The organism is Variovorax sp. WDL1 (assembly GCF_001541225.1).
Lineage (GTDB): Bacteria > Pseudomonadota > Gammaproteobacteria > Burkholderiales > Burkholderiaceae_C > Variovorax.
The window spans coordinates 77,964-93,655 of sequence record NZ_LMTS01000004.1; the positions used below are offsets into that span (position 1 = coordinate 77,964).

The 15,692-nt window shown below is 65.8% G+C and carries 17 protein-coding genes and 1 tRNA gene; 4 read left to right on the forward strand and 14 right to left on the reverse strand.

From position 1 onward, the window contains the following. The 13 genes from APY03_RS00430 to uvrB all read right to left on the reverse strand — a co-directional run. On the reverse strand, positions 1-582 hold a 582-nt coding region (locus tag APY03_RS00430), incomplete at its 3' end, for a phage holin family protein (protein WP_232324109.1). A 33-nt stretch (positions 583-615) separates the two neighbouring features. Continuing rightward, positions 616-924 (reverse strand): glycine zipper domain-containing protein, encoded by a 309-nt coding sequence (locus tag APY03_RS00435; protein ID WP_068672835.1) that lies wholly within the window; start codon positions 922-924, stop codon positions 616-618. Between the two features lie 94 nt (positions 925-1,018). After that, positions 1,019-2,116, reverse strand: coding sequence for an NAD(P)/FAD-dependent oxidoreductase (locus APY03_RS00440; protein WP_068672837.1), 1,098 nt, complete (start codon positions 2,114-2,116; stop codon positions 1,019-1,021). Positions 2,117-2,406: 290 nt separating this feature from the next. After that, positions 2,407-2,481 (reverse strand) — tRNA-Val (locus APY03_RS00445). A gap of 70 nt (positions 2,482-2,551) precedes the next feature. Next, positions 2,552-3,271: a DNA polymerase III subunit epsilon gene (dnaQ, locus tag APY03_RS00450; protein ID WP_068672839.1), complete on the reverse strand. Its 720-nt coding sequence runs from the start codon at positions 3,269-3,271 to the stop codon at positions 2,552-2,554. Then, entirely contained in the window at positions 3,271-3,609 is a 339-nt protein-coding gene (gene fdx, locus APY03_RS00455; protein ID WP_068672841.1) for an ISC system 2Fe-2S type ferredoxin, read from the reverse strand. Before fdx ends, dnaQ begins: the two co-directional genes overlap by 1 nt. Positions 3,610-3,617: 8 nt before the next feature. Next, complete coding sequence (gene hscA, locus APY03_RS00460) at positions 3,618-5,474, reverse strand: Fe-S protein assembly chaperone HscA (protein ID WP_068672843.1); 1,857 nt, start codon at positions 5,472-5,474, stop codon at positions 3,618-3,620. A 4-nt stretch (positions 5,475-5,478) separates the two neighbouring features. After that, complete coding sequence (gene hscB / locus APY03_RS00465; protein ID WP_068673075.1) at positions 5,479-5,997, reverse strand: Fe-S protein assembly co-chaperone HscB; 519 nt, start codon at positions 5,995-5,997, stop codon at positions 5,479-5,481. Between the two features lie 64 nt (positions 5,998-6,061). Continuing rightward, positions 6,062-6,385, reverse strand: coding sequence for an iron-sulfur cluster assembly protein IscA (gene iscA / locus APY03_RS00470; RefSeq protein ID WP_068672844.1), 324 nt, complete (start codon positions 6,383-6,385; stop codon positions 6,062-6,064). Between the two features lie 89 nt (positions 6,386-6,474). Beyond that, a complete protein-coding gene (iscU, locus tag APY03_RS00475) occupies positions 6,475-6,888 on the reverse strand; it encodes a Fe-S cluster assembly scaffold IscU (protein ID WP_068672845.1) in 414 nt (137 codons plus the stop codon). Between the two features lie 21 nt (positions 6,889-6,909). Then, positions 6,910-8,130: an IscS subfamily cysteine desulfurase gene (locus APY03_RS00480; protein WP_068672851.1), complete on the reverse strand. Its 1,221-nt coding sequence runs from the start codon at positions 8,128-8,130 to the stop codon at positions 6,910-6,912. Positions 8,131-8,203: 73 nt separating this feature from the next. After that, on the reverse strand, positions 8,204-8,740 hold the full coding sequence (gene iscR / locus APY03_RS00485) for a Fe-S cluster assembly transcriptional regulator IscR (RefSeq protein WP_068672852.1): 537 nt from the start codon (positions 8,738-8,740) through the stop codon (positions 8,204-8,206). A gap of 243 nt (positions 8,741-8,983) precedes the next feature. Continuing rightward, the gene (gene uvrB, locus APY03_RS00490) at positions 8,984-11,092 is read right to left on the reverse strand and encodes an excinuclease ABC subunit UvrB (protein WP_068672853.1); all 2,109 of its coding nucleotides are present in this window, start codon (positions 11,090-11,092) and stop codon (positions 8,984-8,986) included. Positions 11,093-11,219: 127 nt separating this feature from the next. On the opposite strand from uvrB, the gene APY03_RS00495 reads away from it, so the two are divergent. The 4 genes from APY03_RS00495 (at position 11,220) to APY03_RS00510 (ending at position 15,192) form a co-directional block, all read left to right on the forward strand. Further along, a complete protein-coding gene (locus tag APY03_RS00495) occupies positions 11,220-12,416 on the forward strand; it encodes an amino acid aminotransferase (protein WP_068672855.1) in 1,197 nt (398 codons plus the stop codon). 113 nt (positions 12,417-12,529) lie between these two features. Beyond that, positions 12,530-13,918 (forward strand): polyhydroxyalkanoate depolymerase, encoded by a 1,389-nt coding sequence (locus tag APY03_RS00500; RefSeq protein WP_068672857.1) that lies wholly within the window; start codon positions 12,530-12,532, stop codon positions 13,916-13,918. 15 nt (positions 13,919-13,933) lie between these two features. Further along, positions 13,934-14,560: an RnfABCDGE type electron transport complex subunit B gene (locus APY03_RS00505; protein WP_068672859.1), complete on the forward strand. Its 627-nt coding sequence runs from the start codon at positions 13,934-13,936 to the stop codon at positions 14,558-14,560. Further along, positions 14,557-15,192 (forward strand): LysE family translocator, encoded by a 636-nt coding sequence (locus APY03_RS00510; protein WP_068672862.1) that lies wholly within the window; start codon positions 14,557-14,559, stop codon positions 15,190-15,192. Before APY03_RS00505 ends, APY03_RS00510 begins: the two co-directional genes overlap by 4 nt. Positions 15,193-15,196: 4 nt before the next feature. Here the strand turns inward: APY03_RS00510 and APY03_RS00515 are convergent, their stop codons facing one another. Next, positions 15,197-15,685: a VOC family protein gene (locus tag APY03_RS00515; RefSeq protein ID WP_068672864.1), complete on the reverse strand. Its 489-nt coding sequence runs from the start codon at positions 15,683-15,685 to the stop codon at positions 15,197-15,199. Between the last annotated feature and the right edge of the window lie 7 nt (positions 15,686-15,692).

The window sequence follows — 15,692 nt, forward strand, 5'->3', positions numbered from 1 at the left end:
GTGCTCGCGCGCAATCCGCAGCGCGGCAGCGCTGGCAGACTCGTCGGCAGGCGGCGCCTCGGTGGCCTTCGGTGCTGCGCCCTCGAGGGTTGCGATTCGCTCGCGCTGGCGCGCGATGCGTGCCAGCAGTTCCTCGCGGGTGAGAGGGTGCGGCTCGCGCGCAGGCTTCTCGTCTTCATCGCCCACATTGAAATGCGCCTGCACCCATTCCCAGTCGCGTTCGAATTCGCGGCGCGCGGGTTCGAAAGCGGTCGATGCTCGCCGCAGCGTGTTCATCAGCGCCACGGCGGCCAGCAGCCACAACGCGATCCATACCCCCGCCACCGCCCAGGCAGCGGGGACACGATTCGGCGTGTCCCAGAAATGCACCACGACCGCGACCGACAGCAGCGCCACCGCCACGGTCGTGAGCCCGATCACCGCGACCACCAGGGCCAGCACCAGCCGCAGTCGCTGGCGCTCCTCGTCCCATGCCAGCTTCAGCAGCTTTGCACGGTCCTCGGCCGCCAGGGCACCCTCGCCGGCGGCGATGCGCAGCCGGCGCAAACGCCTGTCAAGTCCGAACAGGGACAGCAGTCTCATGCGAGCCCCCCGCACGCACAGGACCGCGCGCGCTCAGCGGCGGCCAAGCAGCAGGCCCACCAGCACGCCCACCGCCAGGGCGGCGCCGGCGATCTGCCAGGGTTCGTCATGCGCGTAGGCATTGGCCGTGCTGGCCGCCTCGCGCGCCTTCTTGGCCGCAAGCTTGCTCTTCTCGGCGGCGAGTTCACGCGCGATCGCCAGCTTGCTGTCGATGCGCTGGCGCAGCGCCTTGATGTGCGGCAAGGTGTCGAGTTCCTTGCTGGAGAGCACGCCGCGGACGTCGCTGGCAATGTCTTCCGCCACGGCATTCGCTGCCGCGTCGAGGTTGGAGGATGCAGTCATTGAAATCTTCCCTCTGTGATTCCCGCCGGCACCGCGCCGGCGACTTCACGCCGGACGGTGGCGTGGCATCCCCATGGTACATGCCCGCACGGGCCTAGGGCAGCAAAGCCGCCACATGGTGTCCGATCGAGAGGCTGCTGGTGAGCCCTGGCGACTCGATGCCGAAGAGGTTGACCAATCCCGCGACGCCGTGCGCCGCAGGGCCTTCGATCAGGAAATCGCGGGCTGGCTCCCCCGGGCCGGAGATCTTCGGCCGGATGCCGGCATAGCCCGGGACGAGCGCTCCATCGGCCAGGGCCGGCCAGTACTTGCGCACCTCGGCATAGACGCCCTCGCCACGCCGGGGGTCGACCACCAGATCGCCAGGCGAGTCGACCCACTCGACATCAGGGCCGAACTTGGCCTGCCCGCCAAGGTCGAGTGTCAGATGCACGCCAAGCCCGGCCGCTTCGGGCACGGGGTAGATCAGGCGGCTGAAGGGTGCGCGACCGGTCAGCGTGAAGTAATTGCCCTTGGCGAAATGGGCAGCCGGGACTGTGCTCGCGGGCAGCCCCTCGAAGCGCCGCGCGAGCGCCGGTGCACCCAGGCCGGCAGCATTGACGACGCTGCGGCAGCGCAGCTCGGTGCCATCCTCCGCGATGAGGATGATGGCGCCCTCGCCGCACTGGGCGCGCGCCACCGGCGACTTGAGCGCCAACATGCCGCCAGCGCCCTCCAGATCGCCTTGCAAGCTCAGCATCAACGCATGGCTGTCGACGATACCCGTGCTCGGCGAATGCAGCGCGGCGACACACTCCAGTTGTGGCTCCATCGCACGCGCCTGTTCGCGCGTCAGCATGACCAGGTCGTGAACGCCATTGGCGGCGGCCTGTGCGGCGAACAGTCTCAGCGCCGGGACCTGGGCCGGCAAGGTAGCCACGATCAACTTGCCGCAGCGCCGATGCGGCAGCTCCCGCTGGCCCAGGTACTCGTAGAGCATTTGCTTGCCCTCGACGCACAGTCGCGCCTTGAGCGAGCCCTCGGGATAGTAGATGCCGGCGTGGATCACCTCGCTGTTGCGTGAACTCGTGCCGGTGCCGATGGCGCCCTCGGCTTCCAGCACGATGACCTCACGGCCCGCGAGGGCGAGTGCGCGGGCGACCGCCAAGCCCACCACACCGGCGCCAATGACAGCGCAATCGAATTCGTCCATGCCGCGAGCTTAGCCGGGCTCCGGCATCACTTCGGCTGGGTCGAAAAGGGTTGCTCTGGGTCAGTTGGCTCGGGCGGTGTGCCGGGGCCCTCGTCGGGCTCTACAGGCAACTCCGGTACGTCGGGCGGATCCGAGGTAATGGGCGGCGGAAGATCGGGGCTGGTGGCCATGGACTTTCTCCTTACAGCGCCGTTCTACGAAGACTTGGGGCCCGATGCAAGCGGCGCGGAGCCGCAGTATGCGTCGGTACCCGCCGACAAGCCTGCAGAAAAGAAGAAGGAAAAGGAAGTTGGTGGGCGGTGGAGGCTTCGAACCTCCGACCCCAGCAGTGTGAATGCTGTGCTCTACCCCTGAGCTAACCGCCCCTCCCGATACGACGACGTGCGCATCGCACCGGGTGGAATCTTTCAGCGCCGGTTGGCGCGAAGCCTGCGATTATGCCATAGCATTTTCGGCCGCTTGCCGAAAAATCGTGCGGCCGTTGCTGGCCTTGTCGAGCTGCAGCAGGAGCTCCTCATGCGCCGCAAGCTCGTGATCGGCAGCCGTCAACACTGGCAGGATGAAGCTGCGCAGATCGACCACCACGACCGCGCCCTGCACCGGCTCGTTGGCCGCGACGTCGATGAGCAGCGCGTCCTGGCCACGCGTCAGGTTGATGTAGACGTCGGCCAGCAGCTGCGCATCCAGCTTGGCGCCGTGGAAGGTCCGGTTCGAGCGATCGACGCCGAAGCGGTCGCACAGCGCGTCAAGCGAATTGCGTTTGCCGGGGTAGACCGCCTTCGCCAGGGCCAGCGTGTCGGTCACGTCGCCGACGAAGCTGCGCAGCGGCTGCAGCCCGGCGAGTTCGAACTCCTTGTTGAGGAAGCCGACGTCGAAGGCCGCGTTGTGGATGATCAGCTCGGCATCGCGCAGGTACTCGACGATGTCGTTCGCCAGCGTCGCGAACTTGGGCTTGTCCCGCAGGAAGTCGGTCGTCAGCCCGTGCACCTTGAGCGCATCCTCATGGCTCTCCCGCTCCGGATTGAAGTAGATGTGCAGGTCGTTGCCGGTGAGCTTGCGGTTGAACAGCTCCACGCACCCCAGTTCGATGATGCGGTCGCCGTTCTCGGCCGAAAGGCCCGTGGTTTCGGTATCGAGAACGATTTGGCGCGTCATCAGTGGTTTTCTTTGGCGTGATTGATCGAGTACTTGGGAATCTCGACCGTCAGGTCGGTCTGGGCAAGTATCGCCTGGCAGCTGAGCCGCGATTGCGGCTCCAGACCCCAGGCGCGATCGAGCAGGTCTTCCTCGCCCTCCTCTGATTCGTTGAGCGATTCGAAGCCCTTGCGCACGATCACATGGCAGGTGGTACAGGCGCAGCTCATCTCGCAGGCGTGCTCGATGTCGATGTGATTCTCGAGCAGCGCCTCGCAGATCGAGGTGCCGGCAGGCGCGTTGATCTCGGCGCCCTCGGGGCAGTACTCGGCGTGGGGGAGGATCTTGATCGTGGGCATTGGGGCTTCTAGAGGGATTCGATCTGCCGGCCCGCGAGCGCGCGCGCAATGCCTGCATTCATGCGCGCCGCGGCGAAGGCTTCGGTGCCGTCGGCCAGGGCCTGGGTCGCGGCTTCAATGACAGCTGCATCGCCAGCAGAGCGCGCAGCCCGCAATGCGTTCATCAGCGCCTCGATGGCCTGGCGGCTCTCGACATCGAGCAAGTCTGCGTCGGCATCGAGTGCGCTCTGCGTGGCCAGCAGCATACGGTCGGCGTCCACGCGCGCCTCGACCAGCGCGCGCGCCTGCATGTCCTGCTGCGCGGTGGAGAAGCTGTCCTGCAGCATCGTTGCGATCTGGTCGTCGGACAGGCCATAGGAAGGCTTGACCGCCACGCTCGCCTCCACGCCGCTGCCCAGCTCCTTGGCACTGACGCTGAGCAGGCCATCGGCATCGACAGTGAAGGTGACGCGGATGCGCGCGGCCCCTGCGGTCATCGGCGGGATGCCGCGCAGCTCGAAGCGCGCGAGGCTGCGGCAGTCGGCGACGAGATCGCGCTCGCCCTGCACGACGTGCAGCGCCAGCGCGGTCTGACCGTCCTGGTAGGTCGTGAAGTCCTGGGCCATCGCGGTCGGGATGGTCTGGTTGCGTGGGACGATGCGCTCGACCAGTCCGCCCATGGTCTCGATGCCGAGCGACAGCGGAATCACGTCGAGCAGCAGCAGATCGTCCGTGCCGCCATTGCCCGCCAGCTGGTTCGCCTGGATCGCAGCGCCCAGCGCGACGACCTCGTCGGGGTTCAGGTTGGTCAGCGGCTCGCGGCCGAAGAACTCGGCCACGGCGCGCCTGATCTGCGGCATGCGGGTCGCCCCGCCGACCAGCACGATGCCCTGCAGGTCGGCCGGTTGAAGACGGGCATCGCGCAGCGCCTTGCGCACCGCGGCGATGGTGCGTGCGGTCAGGCCTGCGGTCGCGGCTTCGAATTGCACGCGCGAGACCTCTCGCTGTAGCCCGCCACCAGCCAGCGCGGCCGAGAAGGTGGCCCTGTCCGCGGCAGACAGCGCTTCCTTCGTGGCGCGCGCCGCAACGAGCAGCGCGGCCTTGTCCGCATCGCCTCGAACCTCGAACCCGGTCTGCGCCAGCGCGAAATCCGCCAGCGCGTGGTCGTAGTCGTCCCCTCCGAGCGCCGAGTCGCCGCCGGTGGCAATGACCTCGAAGACGCCTTGGGTCAGGCGCAGGATCGAGATGTCGAAAGTGCCGCCACCGAGGTCGTAGACCGCATAGACGCCCTCGCTCTCGTTGTCGAGGCCGTAGGCAATCGCTGCCGCGGTCGGCTCGCTGATCAGGCGCAGCAGGTTGATGCCGGCGAGTTGGGCCGCGTCCTTGGTCGCTTGGCGCTGGCCTTCATCGAAGTAGGCGGGTACCGTGATCACGGCGCCGTAGAGCTCGTCGTCGAAGGTGTCCTCCGCGCGGTAGCGCAGGGTCGCCAGGATCTCGGCGCTTACCTCGACCGGCGACTTTGAACCGGCCGCCGTCTGCACCTGGACCATGCCTGCATCGCCGGCCAGCCGGTACGCCATGGCCTCACGGTTGGCGACGTCCTGCACACCGCGACCCATCAGGCGCTTCACCGAGGTGATGACATTGGACGGATCGGTCGCGCGCGCGGCCAGCGCCTCGAAGCCGATCTGCCTGCGGTCCTTGTCGAGGTAACGCACGGCGGAAGGGAGGAGTACGCGTCCCTCGGCATCCGGCAGGCACTCGGCCACACCGTTGCGCACGGCAGCCACCAGCGAGTGGGTGGTCCCCAGGTCGATGCCCACCGCGATGCGCCGCTGGTGCGGATCGGGCGCTTGGCCAGGTTCTGAAATCTGCAGCAATGCCATGGCGCTATTGTCCCCACGCTTCGGACTTGGCTTCGATGTCCTCGGCAAAGCGCTCGATGAACATGAGGGCTCTCACCTGCTTCGCGGCCTCGGCATGGTCGCCCTTTTCGTCGATCAGCCAGTCCAGCGAGGAGAGAGCGCGTGCACGTGCGGCATCGACCTCCGCGCGCAGCTTGTCGAACGCAGCGGCATCCCGCGCCTCGTCGAGCTCCTCGCGCCATTCCATTTGCTGCATCAGGAAATCGGCCGGCATTGCGGTGTTCTTCTCGGCATCTATCGGATGGCCGTTCAGCGCGCACAGGTAGCTCGCCCTCTTGATCGGATCCTTCAGCCGCTGGTAGGCCTCGTTGATGCGCACCGACCACTGCATGGCCACGCGCTGCGCCGCGGGGCCCTGGGCTGCGAAGCGGTCGGGGTGTGCTTCGCGCTGCAGTTCCTTCCAGCGGGCGTCGAGCACGGCGCGGTCCTGCGCAAAGTTCGCCGGCGTGGCGAAGAGTTCGAAATCGGTGTCGTTCAGGTTCATGGCGTCAAAAAGCCGCCAGCCCATGACCGGGTGGTGGCGGCTTGGACGGGAAGCCGTTGGAAAGTCAGATACGGAAGCTCTCGCCGCAACCGCAGCGGTCGCGCTCGTTCGGGTTGTTGAACTTGAAACCCTCGTTCAGTCCCTCGCGAACGAAGTCGAGCTGCGTACCGTCGATATAGGCGAGGCTCTTGGGGTCGACCAGCACCTTCACGCCATGGTCCTCGAAGACCACGTCTTCAGGCGCCAGCTCGTCCACGTACTCGAGCCTGTAGGCCAGCCCCGAGCAGCCCGTGGTCTTGACGCCCAGCCGTACGCCCACCCCCTTGCCTCGCTTTCCGAGGTAGCGGGTGACGTGGCGGGCGGCAGCTTCGGTCAGGGTTACCGCCATGTCAGGCCTCCCGCCGAGCCGCCCCTAGGGGGGCGAGCTCCGCCTCGGAGGGCGGCGAATACACGAAGTGAAGAGCGCGGCAGTCCATATCAGTGAGCGGCTTCCGTCGCCGTGACGGCAGCGCCGCGCTTGGCCTTGTAGTCGTTGACGGCGGCCTTTATGGCGTCTTCCGCCAGGATCGAGCAATGGATCTTGACAGGGGGCAGCGCCAGCTCCTCGGCGATCTGCGCGTTCTTGAGCGCGGCCGCCTCTTCGAGCGTCTTGCCCTTGACCCACTCGGTCACCAGCGAGGAGGATGCGATCGCCGAGCCGCAGCCGTAGGTCTTGAAGCGCGCGTCTTCGATGACGCCCGTCTTTGCGTTGACCTTGATCTGCAGCTTCATGACGTCGCCGCACGCCGGCGCACCGACCATGCCCGTGCCCACCGAATCGTCGCCCTTTTCAAAGGACCCGACGTTGCGGGGATTTTCATAGTGATCAATGACCTTGGATGAATATGCCATGGGGTACCTCTCAATCTTTGTTCAATGTGCCGACCACTGGATCGTGCTGATGTCGATGCCATCCTGGAACATCTCCCACAGCGGGCTCAGTTCACGGAGCTTGGCGACGTTGTGCTTGATGGTCGAGACCGCGTAGTCGATCTCTTCTTCCGTGGTGAAGCGACCGATGGTCATGCGCAGGCTGCTGTGTGCAAGCTCGTCGCTGCGCCCGAGCGCGCGCAACACATAGCTGGGCTCCAGGCTGGCCGAGGTGCAGGCCGAGCCGCTCGACACCGCGAGGCCCTTGATGCCCATGATCAGCGACTCGCCCTCGACATAGTTGAAGCTCATGTTGAGGTTGTGCGGGACGCGGCGCTCGAGGTCGCCGTTGATGAAGACCTGGTCGACGTCCTTCAGGCCGTCGAGCAGGCGCTGCTGCAGTGCGCGCGCCTTGGCGATGTCCTGCTTCATCTCGAGCTTGGCGATGCGGAAGGCCTCGCCCATCCCGACTATCTGATGGGTGGGCAGTGTGCCCGAGCGCATGCCACGCTCGTGGCCGCCGCCGTGCATCTGGGCTTCCAGCCGAACGCGCGGCTTGCGGCGCACGTACAGGGCACCGATGCCCTTGGGACCGTAGGTCTTGTGCGAAGCCAGGCTCATGAGGTCGATTGGGAGTATCTTGACGTCGATCTCGACCTTGCCAGTTGCCTGCGCCGCATCGACGTGGAAGATCACGCCCTTCTCGCGGCAGATGGTGCCCAGTGCCACGACGTCCTGGATGACGCCGATCTCGTTATTCACGAACATCACGCTCGCAAGAATGGTGTCGGGGCGGATCGCGGTCTTAAAGGCGTCCAGGTCGAGCAGTCCGTTTTCCTGCACGTCCATGTAGGTCACCTCGAAGCCCTGACGCTCGAGCTCGCGCATGGTGTCGAGCACCGCCTTGTGCTCGGTCTTGACCGTGATCAGGTGCTTGCCCTTGCCCTTGTAGAAATGGGCTGCGCCCTTGAGCGCCAGGTTGTTCGACTCGGTGGCGCCCGAAGTCCAGACAATCTCGCGCGGATCGGCGCCGATCAGGTCGGCCACCTCGGTGCGCGCCTTCTCCACTGCCTCTTCCGCTTCCCAGCCCCAGGCGTGGCTGCGTGATGCCGGATTGCCGAAGTGCTCGCGCAGCCAGGGGATCATCGCGTCGACCACGCGCGGGTCGACCGGCGTCGTGGCACCGTAGTCGAGATAGATCGGGAAATGGGGCGTGACATCCATGGCTGGCTCGGGCTGGCGTGGGGTTGACGTTCTCTGGGATTTCTTCGATGCGGCGCCGTGTGGCGCCGCCGGATCAGGACTTGGCGAAGGCATTGCCGAGGGCGAACACCGAATTGGGCGCATTGACCCGGATCGGCTTCACCACAGGCTGGCTCGAGATCGCCCGCTTGACGGCCGGCTTGTTCTCGATCTGCACGCCCTTTGCGATCTGGTCGTCTACCAACTTTTGCAGGGTCACGGAATCCAGGAATTCGACCATGCGCTGGTTCAGGGATGCCCAGAGTTCGTGGGTCATGCAACGGCCGGCCTCGCCCAGGCAGTTTTCCTTGCCGCCACATTGCGTAGCGTCGATGGGCTCATCGACGGAAACGATGATGTCGGCCACGGTGATTTCCGATGCCTTGCGACCCAGTGAATAACCGCCGCCGGGGCCACGGGTCGATTCGACCAGTTCGTGCCGGCGAAGCTTGCCGAAGAGCTGCTCCAGGTACGACAGCGAGATCTGCTGCCGCTGGCTGATTGCGGCCAGAGTGACCGGACCGGTGTTCTGGCGCAATGCCAGGTCGATCATGGCTGTGACCGCAAAACGGCCTTTGGTTGTGAGACGCATCGCAAGCTCCTATGAGTGCTTACCGTTGAAAAGACACCTCGGCGTTGTGGGCTTTGGTGACGCCGTCTCCGCCCTTCCCGGCCCCGCTTCCGCTGGTGATCCCATCGGTAAGAGCCGGTCCTTCATCGCGAAGTTCTTTTTGCCTGACTATTTCGCTCAAGTATAACAGAAGGCCCTCCGGTCTGCTCGGGTAAACCCGATTGCAGGCCGACAGGGCCTCTGGCGGTGCGCTGTTGCGGGCACTCAGAGCGCAATGTTGTCCTTGCCGGGGGCGCCGAAGGCCTGCTCCCGCAGCTGTGCCAATTGATCGCGCACCCGCGCCGCCTTCTCGAACTCGAGGTTGCGCGCATGTTCGAGCATCAGCTTTTCCAGCCGCTTGATCTCCCGGGCCATGTCCTTCTCCGACATGTCCTCGACCAAGGCCCGCTCGAGCTCGCGCTTGGCGGCTTCCTTGCCGGCCTTCTCGCTGTACACACCGTCGATCAGGTCCCGCACCTGCTTGACGATACTGCGCGGCGTGATGCCGTGGGCTTGGTTGTAGGCGATCTGCCGCGCCCGGCGCCGCTCGGTCTCCCCGATGGCCTTTTTCATCGACTCGGTCATGCGGTCGGCATACAGGATGGCCTTGCCGTTCATGTTGCGGGCAGCCCGGCCGATGGTCTGGATCAGCGAGCGCTCGGCGCGCAGGAAGCCTTCCTTGTCGGCATCGAGGATGGCGACCAGCGAAACCTCGGGAATGTCCAGGCCTTCGCGCAGCAGGTTGATGCCGACCAGGACGTCGAAGGTGCCGAGCCGAAGATCGCGCAGGATCTCCACCCGCTCGACCGTATCGATATCGCTGTGCAGGTAGCGCACCTTGACGCCGTTGTCGCCGAGGTAGTCGGTCAGTTGCTCGGCCATGCGCTTGGTCAGCGTGGTGATCAACACGCGCTCGTTCTTGTCGACGCGCAGCCGGATCTCCTGCAACACGTCGTCCACCTGGTGGGTGGCGGGGCGGACCTCGACCTCCGGGTCGATCAAACCGGTCGGCCGCACCAACTGCTCGACCACGTTGCCGGCATGGTCCATCTCGTACTGCGCCGGCGTGGCGGACACGAAGATGCACTGCCGCATGCGGGTCTCGAACTCGTCGAACTTGAGCGGACGGTTGTCCAGCGCCGAGGGCAGGCGAAAGCCATACTCGACCAGCGTGGTCTTGCGGGCCCGGTCGCCGTTGTACATGCCGCCCAGCTGGCCGATCATCTGGTGACTCTCGTCGAGGAACATGAGCGCGTCCTTCGGCAGGTAGTCGGTCAGCGTGGCTGGCGGCTGGCCCGGTGCGGCTCCCGAGAGATGGCGCGTGTAGTTCTCGATGCCCTTGCAGTGGCCGATCTCGGCCAGCATCTCCAGGTCGAACCGCGTGCGCTGCTCGAGCCGCTGGGCCTCGACCAGCTTGCCCGCGCCCACCAGTTCCTTTAGCCGCTGGTCGAGCTCGATCTTGATCGTTTCGACAGCAGTCAGCACCTTGTCGCGCGGGGTCACGTAATGACTGGACGGATAGACGGTGAAGCGCGGGATCTTCTGCCGGATGCGCCCGGTCAGCGGATCGAAGAGCTGCAGCGTCTCGATCTCATCGTCGAACAGCTCGATGCGGATTGCCAACTCGCTGTGCTCCGCCGGGAACACGTCGATGGTGTCGCCGCGCACCCGGAAGGTACCGCGCGCAAAGTCCTGCTCGTTGCGCGTGTACTGCATGCGGATCAATCGCGAGATCACGTCGCGCTGGCCGATCTTGTCCCCCGTGCGCATGATGAAACGCATCTGGGTGTAGTCCTCGGGCGTACCGATGCCGTAGATCGCGCTCACAGTAGCGACGATCACGGTGTCTCGGCGCTCCAGAACGCTCTTGGTGGCCGACAGGCGCATCTGCTCGATGTGCTCGTTGATCGAACTGTCCTTCTCGATGAACAGGTCGCGTTGCGGCACGTAGGCCTCGGGCTGGTAGTAATCGTAGTAGCTCACGAAGTACTCGACGGCGTTCTTCGGGAAGAACTCGCGAAACTCGCTGTAGAGCTGCGCCGCCAGCGTCTTGTTGGGCGCGAACACGATCGCCGGGCGGCCGAGCCGGGCGATCACGTTGGCCATGGTGAAGGTCTTGCCCGAGCCGGTCACGCCCAGCAGGGTCTGGTAGACCTCGCCGTCGCGCACGCCCTCGACCAGGCCCTTGATCGCGCCGGGCTGATCGCCCGCCGGCGGATAGGGCTGGTAGAGCTCGAAGGGCGAGTCCGGGAAGCGGATGAATTCGCCCGGCTTGACGGGGCCGACGGGCTCGGCTTCGGGCCGATCCGGAATGACTTCGGTGATTTCAGGCATGGCGTCCAGGGGAGGTGCGGCTCGGCCGGTAAAATTCAAGCGAACTCGTGAGGCTAACCGACCCGCGAGCCATGGCGCAAACCCGGATGCAACGGGCGCGAATCGCATCACCAAAGGACTTTCTTCCATGTCAATGTTCACCGCCGTCGAAATGGCGCCGCGCGACCCGATCCTGGGCCTCAACGAGCAATTCGCCGCCGACAGCAATCCCAACAAGGTCAACCTCGGTGTCGGCGTCTATTACGACGACAACGGCAAGCTCCCCCTGCTTCGCTGTGTGCAGGCGGTCGAGCAGGACATGATCAAGGCACCCAAGGCGCGCGGCTACCTGCCCATCGACGGCATTGCCGCCTACGACGAGGCGGTGAAGGGTTTGGTCTTCGGCCCCGACAGCGAACCCGTGAAGGCCGGCCGCGTTGCCACTATCCAGGGCATCGGCGGCACAGGCGGCCTGAAAGTTGGCGCCGATTTCCTCAAGAAGCTCAACCCCAAGGCGAAGGTGCTGATCAGCAACCCGAGCTGGGAAAACCACCGCGCCCTCTTCACCAACGCCGGCTTCGTCGTCGAGGAATACCCGTATTACGACGCCGCCAAGCGCGGCATCGACTTCGACGGCATGCTGGGCGCGCTGAACGCCGCGCCGGCCGGAACCATCGTCGTGCTGCACGCCTGCTGCCACAACCCGACGGGCTACGACATCCGCGCCGACCAGTGGGATCAGGTGGTTGCCGCCGTCCAGGAGAAGAAGCTGGTCGCCTTTCTCGACATGGCTTACCAGGGTTTCGGCTACGGGATCCAGGAAGACGGCGCGGCAATCGGAAAGTTCGTCGCCGCCGGTCTGAACTTCCTCGTTTCGACCTCCTTCTCCAAGAGCTTCAGCCTGTACGGCGAGCGCGTGGGTGCCCTTTCCGTACTCTGCGAGAGCAAGGAAGAAGCGGGCCGCGTGCTGAGCCAACTCAAGATCGCGATTCGCACCAACTACAGCAACCCGCCCACGCACGGCGGCGCCGTGGTTGCAACCGTGCTGGGCACGCCCGAGCTGCGCACCCTTTGGGAAAAGGAGCTCGGCGAGATGCGCGACCGCATCAAGCTGATGCGCCACAAGCTGGTCGACGGCCTGGCGGCCGCCGGCGTGAAGCAGGACATGCACTTCATCACGGACCAGATCGGCATGTTCAGCTATTCGGGCCTCAGCAAGGACCAGATGGTGCGCCTGCGCCAGGAGTTCGGCGTATACGGCACCGACACCGGCCGCATGTGCGTGGCCGCCCTCAACAGCAAGAACATCGACTACGTCTGCCAGAGCATCGCGAAGGTGCTATGAGATTCCTTGGGTGCGCAATTGCGGTCCACTCCTGCGCACTCCTGCCCAGCACCCTCTAACACGTCCGGGGACGCAACTGCTATATTGCATTGCAACATCTGTTGTCAATTCCCATGCTCTACCACCTCTACGAAGCGCAACGCTCCCTCATGGAGCCTTTTGCCGATTTCGCGCAAGCTGCTTCCAAGCTCTACGCCCAAAGCGGCGTTTTCGGCCAGACGCCCCTGGCGCAGCGCATGGCAGCCGGGTACGACCTGCTCTATCGACTGGGCAAGGACTACGAGAAACCGGAATTCGGCATCAAGACGGTAAATGTGGACGACGACGACGTTGTTATTCAGGAAGTCGTCGAAATCGAGAAGCCTTTCTGCCAGTTGCGCCGCTTCAAGCGCTTCACCGACGATCCCAAGACCCTGCAGACCCTCAAGGGGCAGCCCGTCGTGCTGATCGTGGCGCCATTGTCCGGCCACTACGCCACGCTGCTGCGAGACACGGTGCGCACGATGCTTCAGGACCACAAGGTCTACATCACCGATTGGGTCAATGCCCGCCTCGTGCCGCTGTCCGAGGGCGAGTTCCATCTGGACGACTACATCAACTACATCGAGGAATTCATCCGCCACTTGCAGGCCGAGTACGGCAACTGCCACGTGATCAGCGTGTGCCAGCCCACCGTGCCGGTGCTGGCGGCGGTTTCGCTGATAGCCAGCCGCGGCGACAAGGTGCCGCTGTCCCTGACCATGATGGGCGGCCCCATCGATGCGCGGAAATCGCCGACGGCGGTCAACAACCTGGCGATGAACAAGAGCTACGAGTGGTTCGAGAACAACGTGATCTACCGCGTGCCCGAGGGCTTCCCCGGTGTTGGGCGGCGGGTGTACCCCGGCTTCCTGCAGCACACGGGCTTCGTCGCGATGAATCCGGACCGTCACGCCAGCAGCCACTACGACTACTTCAAGGACCTGATCAAGGGCGATGACGCCAGCGCGGAGGCGCACCGCAAGTTCTACGACGAGTACAACGCCGTGCTCGACATGGATGCCGACTATTACCTGGACACCATCCGTACCGTGTTCCAGGACTTCGACCTTGTCAACGGCACGTGGGAGGTGAAGAGCCCCGATGGCACGCGAGAGCTCGTTCGTCCGCAGGACATTCATTCGACCGGTGTGCTCACGGTCGAAGGCGAGTTGGACGACATCTCGGGCGCCGGGCAGACGCGCGCCGCACACGACCTGTGCACCGGCGTCCCGCCGGAGCACCAACGGCACTACGAGGTCAAGGGCGCGGGCCACTACGGCATCTTCAGCGGGCGCCGCTGGCGCGACAAGGTCTACCCGGAGGTGAAAGCCTTCATCGCCGCCTACGACAAGCCGCAGAAGCGCGCCGGGCGGCCCAGGGTGTCCGCGGAAGACACGATCAAGGCCGCCGCCGCGGCCAAGAAACCCGCCGTCGCGCGCCGGTCCGCGCCGGCGCGCCGCGCGCGCGGCGCTGCGCGGTAGCGCGAGGATCCGCCAGTGAACGCGCTGGCCCGGCGCATCCTGGACGCGCTGCCGCAGACGCAGTGCACGCGCTGCGGCTATGCCGATTGCACGGGCTACGCCGAGGCGATTGCAGCCGACGAGGCCGGCATCCATCAATGCCCGCCGGGCGGCGCCGAAGGGGTGCTGCGCTTGTCGCGCCTGACCGGCCAGCCGGTTCGGCCGATCGACCCGCAGTTCGGCACCGAGGGCGCCCGCAAGATGGCCGTGATCGACGAGGCCTGGTGCATCGGTTGCACGCTGTGCCTCGATGCCTGCCCGACCGACGCGATCCTGGGCATCCACAAGCGCATGCATACCGTGATCGAAACCCACTGCACCGGCTGCGAGCTCTGCATCCCCGTCTGCCCGGTGGACTGCATCTCGCTCGAAGTGGCCACGCCGGGACGCAGCGGCTGGCAGGCTTGGTCGCAGGCGCAGGCTGACGAAGCGCGCAGCCGCTACGAGGCGCATCGCCGCCGCCACGGCAAGGGCGACGAGGCCTCCACGGTCGCGCCGCCCGAGGCCGCTGCGCCCGATCGCAAACGCGCGATCATCGAAGCGGCGCTGGCGCGCGCACGTGCCGCTGCCGCATCGCGCACCGACTCCAAGGCACGCCCGTGACGCTCGACACCCTGCTCCTCTACATGATCGCCTCCGTGGCGCTGGCAATCACGCCCGGCCCCACCATGCTGCTGGCGATGTCCAACGGCATCGCCGGCGGCATGCGCGCCGCGGTCTGGGGCATCGTGGGCGCATCGCTGGGGGCTGCCATCCTGATCGCCGTGGTGGCGCTGGGGCTGGGCTCGCTGCTCGCAGCCTCGGAGTGGCTGTTCAACGCCCTCCGCCTGGCCGGCGTCGCCTACCTGGTCTGGCTCGGCGTCAAGATGTGGCGCAGCCAGCCGATCGACATCCACGCGGCGCTCGCCGCATCGCCTGCCGATGTCCTGGGCAGCCGCACCGCTTTCCTGCGCAGCCTCACGGTGGCCCTGTCGAACCCGAAGACCCTGCTCTTCTTCGCCGCCTTCCTGCCGCAGTTCGTCGACACCGCTGGTTCGCAGGGGCCGCAATACGCGGTGCTCGGCGCCATCTTCATCGGCATCGACACGTGTGTCATGCTCGGGTACGCCGCCGCCGGCTCGCAGGCCGTACGCTGGCTCTCGCGGCGCAGCCTGCGCCTGCTCAATCGCGGCTGCGCGGCGGGCATGTGGCTGCTGGCCGCGACGCTGGCCGTCTGGCGCCGCCCAGGCGCCTGAAGCGTCAGCCCGCGGCCAGCGCCGCGAAGGCCGTCACGACTTCAGGTGGGGCCTGCACCAGCTCGATCAGCACCCCTTCGCCCGAGATCGGCGACTCCTCGTTGCCCTTGGGATGCAGGAAGCAGATGTCGAAGCCGGCAGCGCCCTTGCGGATGCCGCCCGGCGCGAAGCGCACCCCCTGAGCCGTGAGCCAGCCGACCGCGGCGGGCAGATCGTCGATCCACAGGCCCACGTGATTGAGCGGCGTGGCGTGCACAGCCGGCTTCTTGTCAGGATCCAGCGGCTGCATCAGGTCGACCTCGACCTTGAAGGGACCGCTGCCGATCGCGCAGATGTCCTCGTCGACGTTCTCGCGCTCGCTGCTGAAGCTGCCGGTGACTTCCAGTCCCAGCATCTCGATCCACAGCATCCGCAGCCGCATCTTGTCCGGCCCGCCGATCGCGATCTGCTGGATGCCCAGCACCTTGAAGGGGCGCTCTTGCGACGTGTTCATTCGAGGG

Bases quoted from the DNA above. Each gene is read 5' to 3' on its own strand.
- hscA (WP_068672843.1), bottom strand. From the start codon at position 5,474: ATGGCATTGCTGCAGATTTCAGAACCTGGCCAAGCGCCCGATCCGCAC.
- iscA (WP_068672844.1), bottom strand. From the start codon at position 6,385: ATGGCGGTAACCCTGACCGAAGCTGCCGCCCGCCACGTCACCCGCTAC.
- uvrB (WP_068672853.1), bottom strand. From the start codon at position 11,092: ATGCCTGAAATCACCGAAGTCATTCCGGATCGGCCCGAAGCCGAGCCC.
- APY03_RS00495 (WP_068672855.1), top strand. From the start codon at position 11,220: ATGTCAATGTTCACCGCCGTCGAAATGGCGCCGCGCGACCCGATCCTG.
- iscR (WP_068672852.1), bottom strand. From the start codon at position 8,740: ATGCGTCTCACAACCAAAGGCCGTTTTGCGGTCACAGCCATGATCGAC.
- iscU (WP_068672845.1), bottom strand. From the start codon at position 6,888: ATGGCATATTCATCCAAGGTCATTGATCACTATGAAAATCCCCGCAAC.
- APY03_RS00515 (WP_068672864.1), bottom strand. From the start codon at position 15,685: ATGAACACGTCGCAAGAGCGCCCCTTCAAGGTGCTGGGCATCCAGCAG.
- fdx (WP_068672841.1), bottom strand. From the start codon at position 3,609: ATGCCCACGATCAAGATCCTCCCCCACGCCGAGTACTGCCCCGAGGGC.
- APY03_RS00480 (WP_068672851.1), bottom strand. From the start codon at position 8,130: ATGGATGTCACGCCCCATTTCCCGATCTATCTCGACTACGGTGCCACG.
- APY03_RS00440 (WP_068672837.1), bottom strand. From the start codon at position 2,116: ATGGACGAATTCGATTGCGCTGTCATTGGCGCCGGTGTGGTGGGCTTG.
- dnaQ (WP_068672839.1), bottom strand. From the start codon at position 3,271: ATGACGCGCCAAATCGTTCTCGATACCGAAACCACGGGCCTTTCGGCC.
- APY03_RS00435 (WP_068672835.1), bottom strand. From the start codon at position 924: ATGACTGCATCCTCCAACCTCGACGCGGCAGCGAATGCCGTGGCGGAA.
- APY03_RS00500 (WP_068672857.1), top strand. From the start codon at position 12,530: ATGCTCTACCACCTCTACGAAGCGCAACGCTCCCTCATGGAGCCTTTT.
- hscB (WP_068673075.1), bottom strand. From the start codon at position 5,997: ATGAACCTGAACGACACCGATTTCGAACTCTTCGCCACGCCGGCGAAC.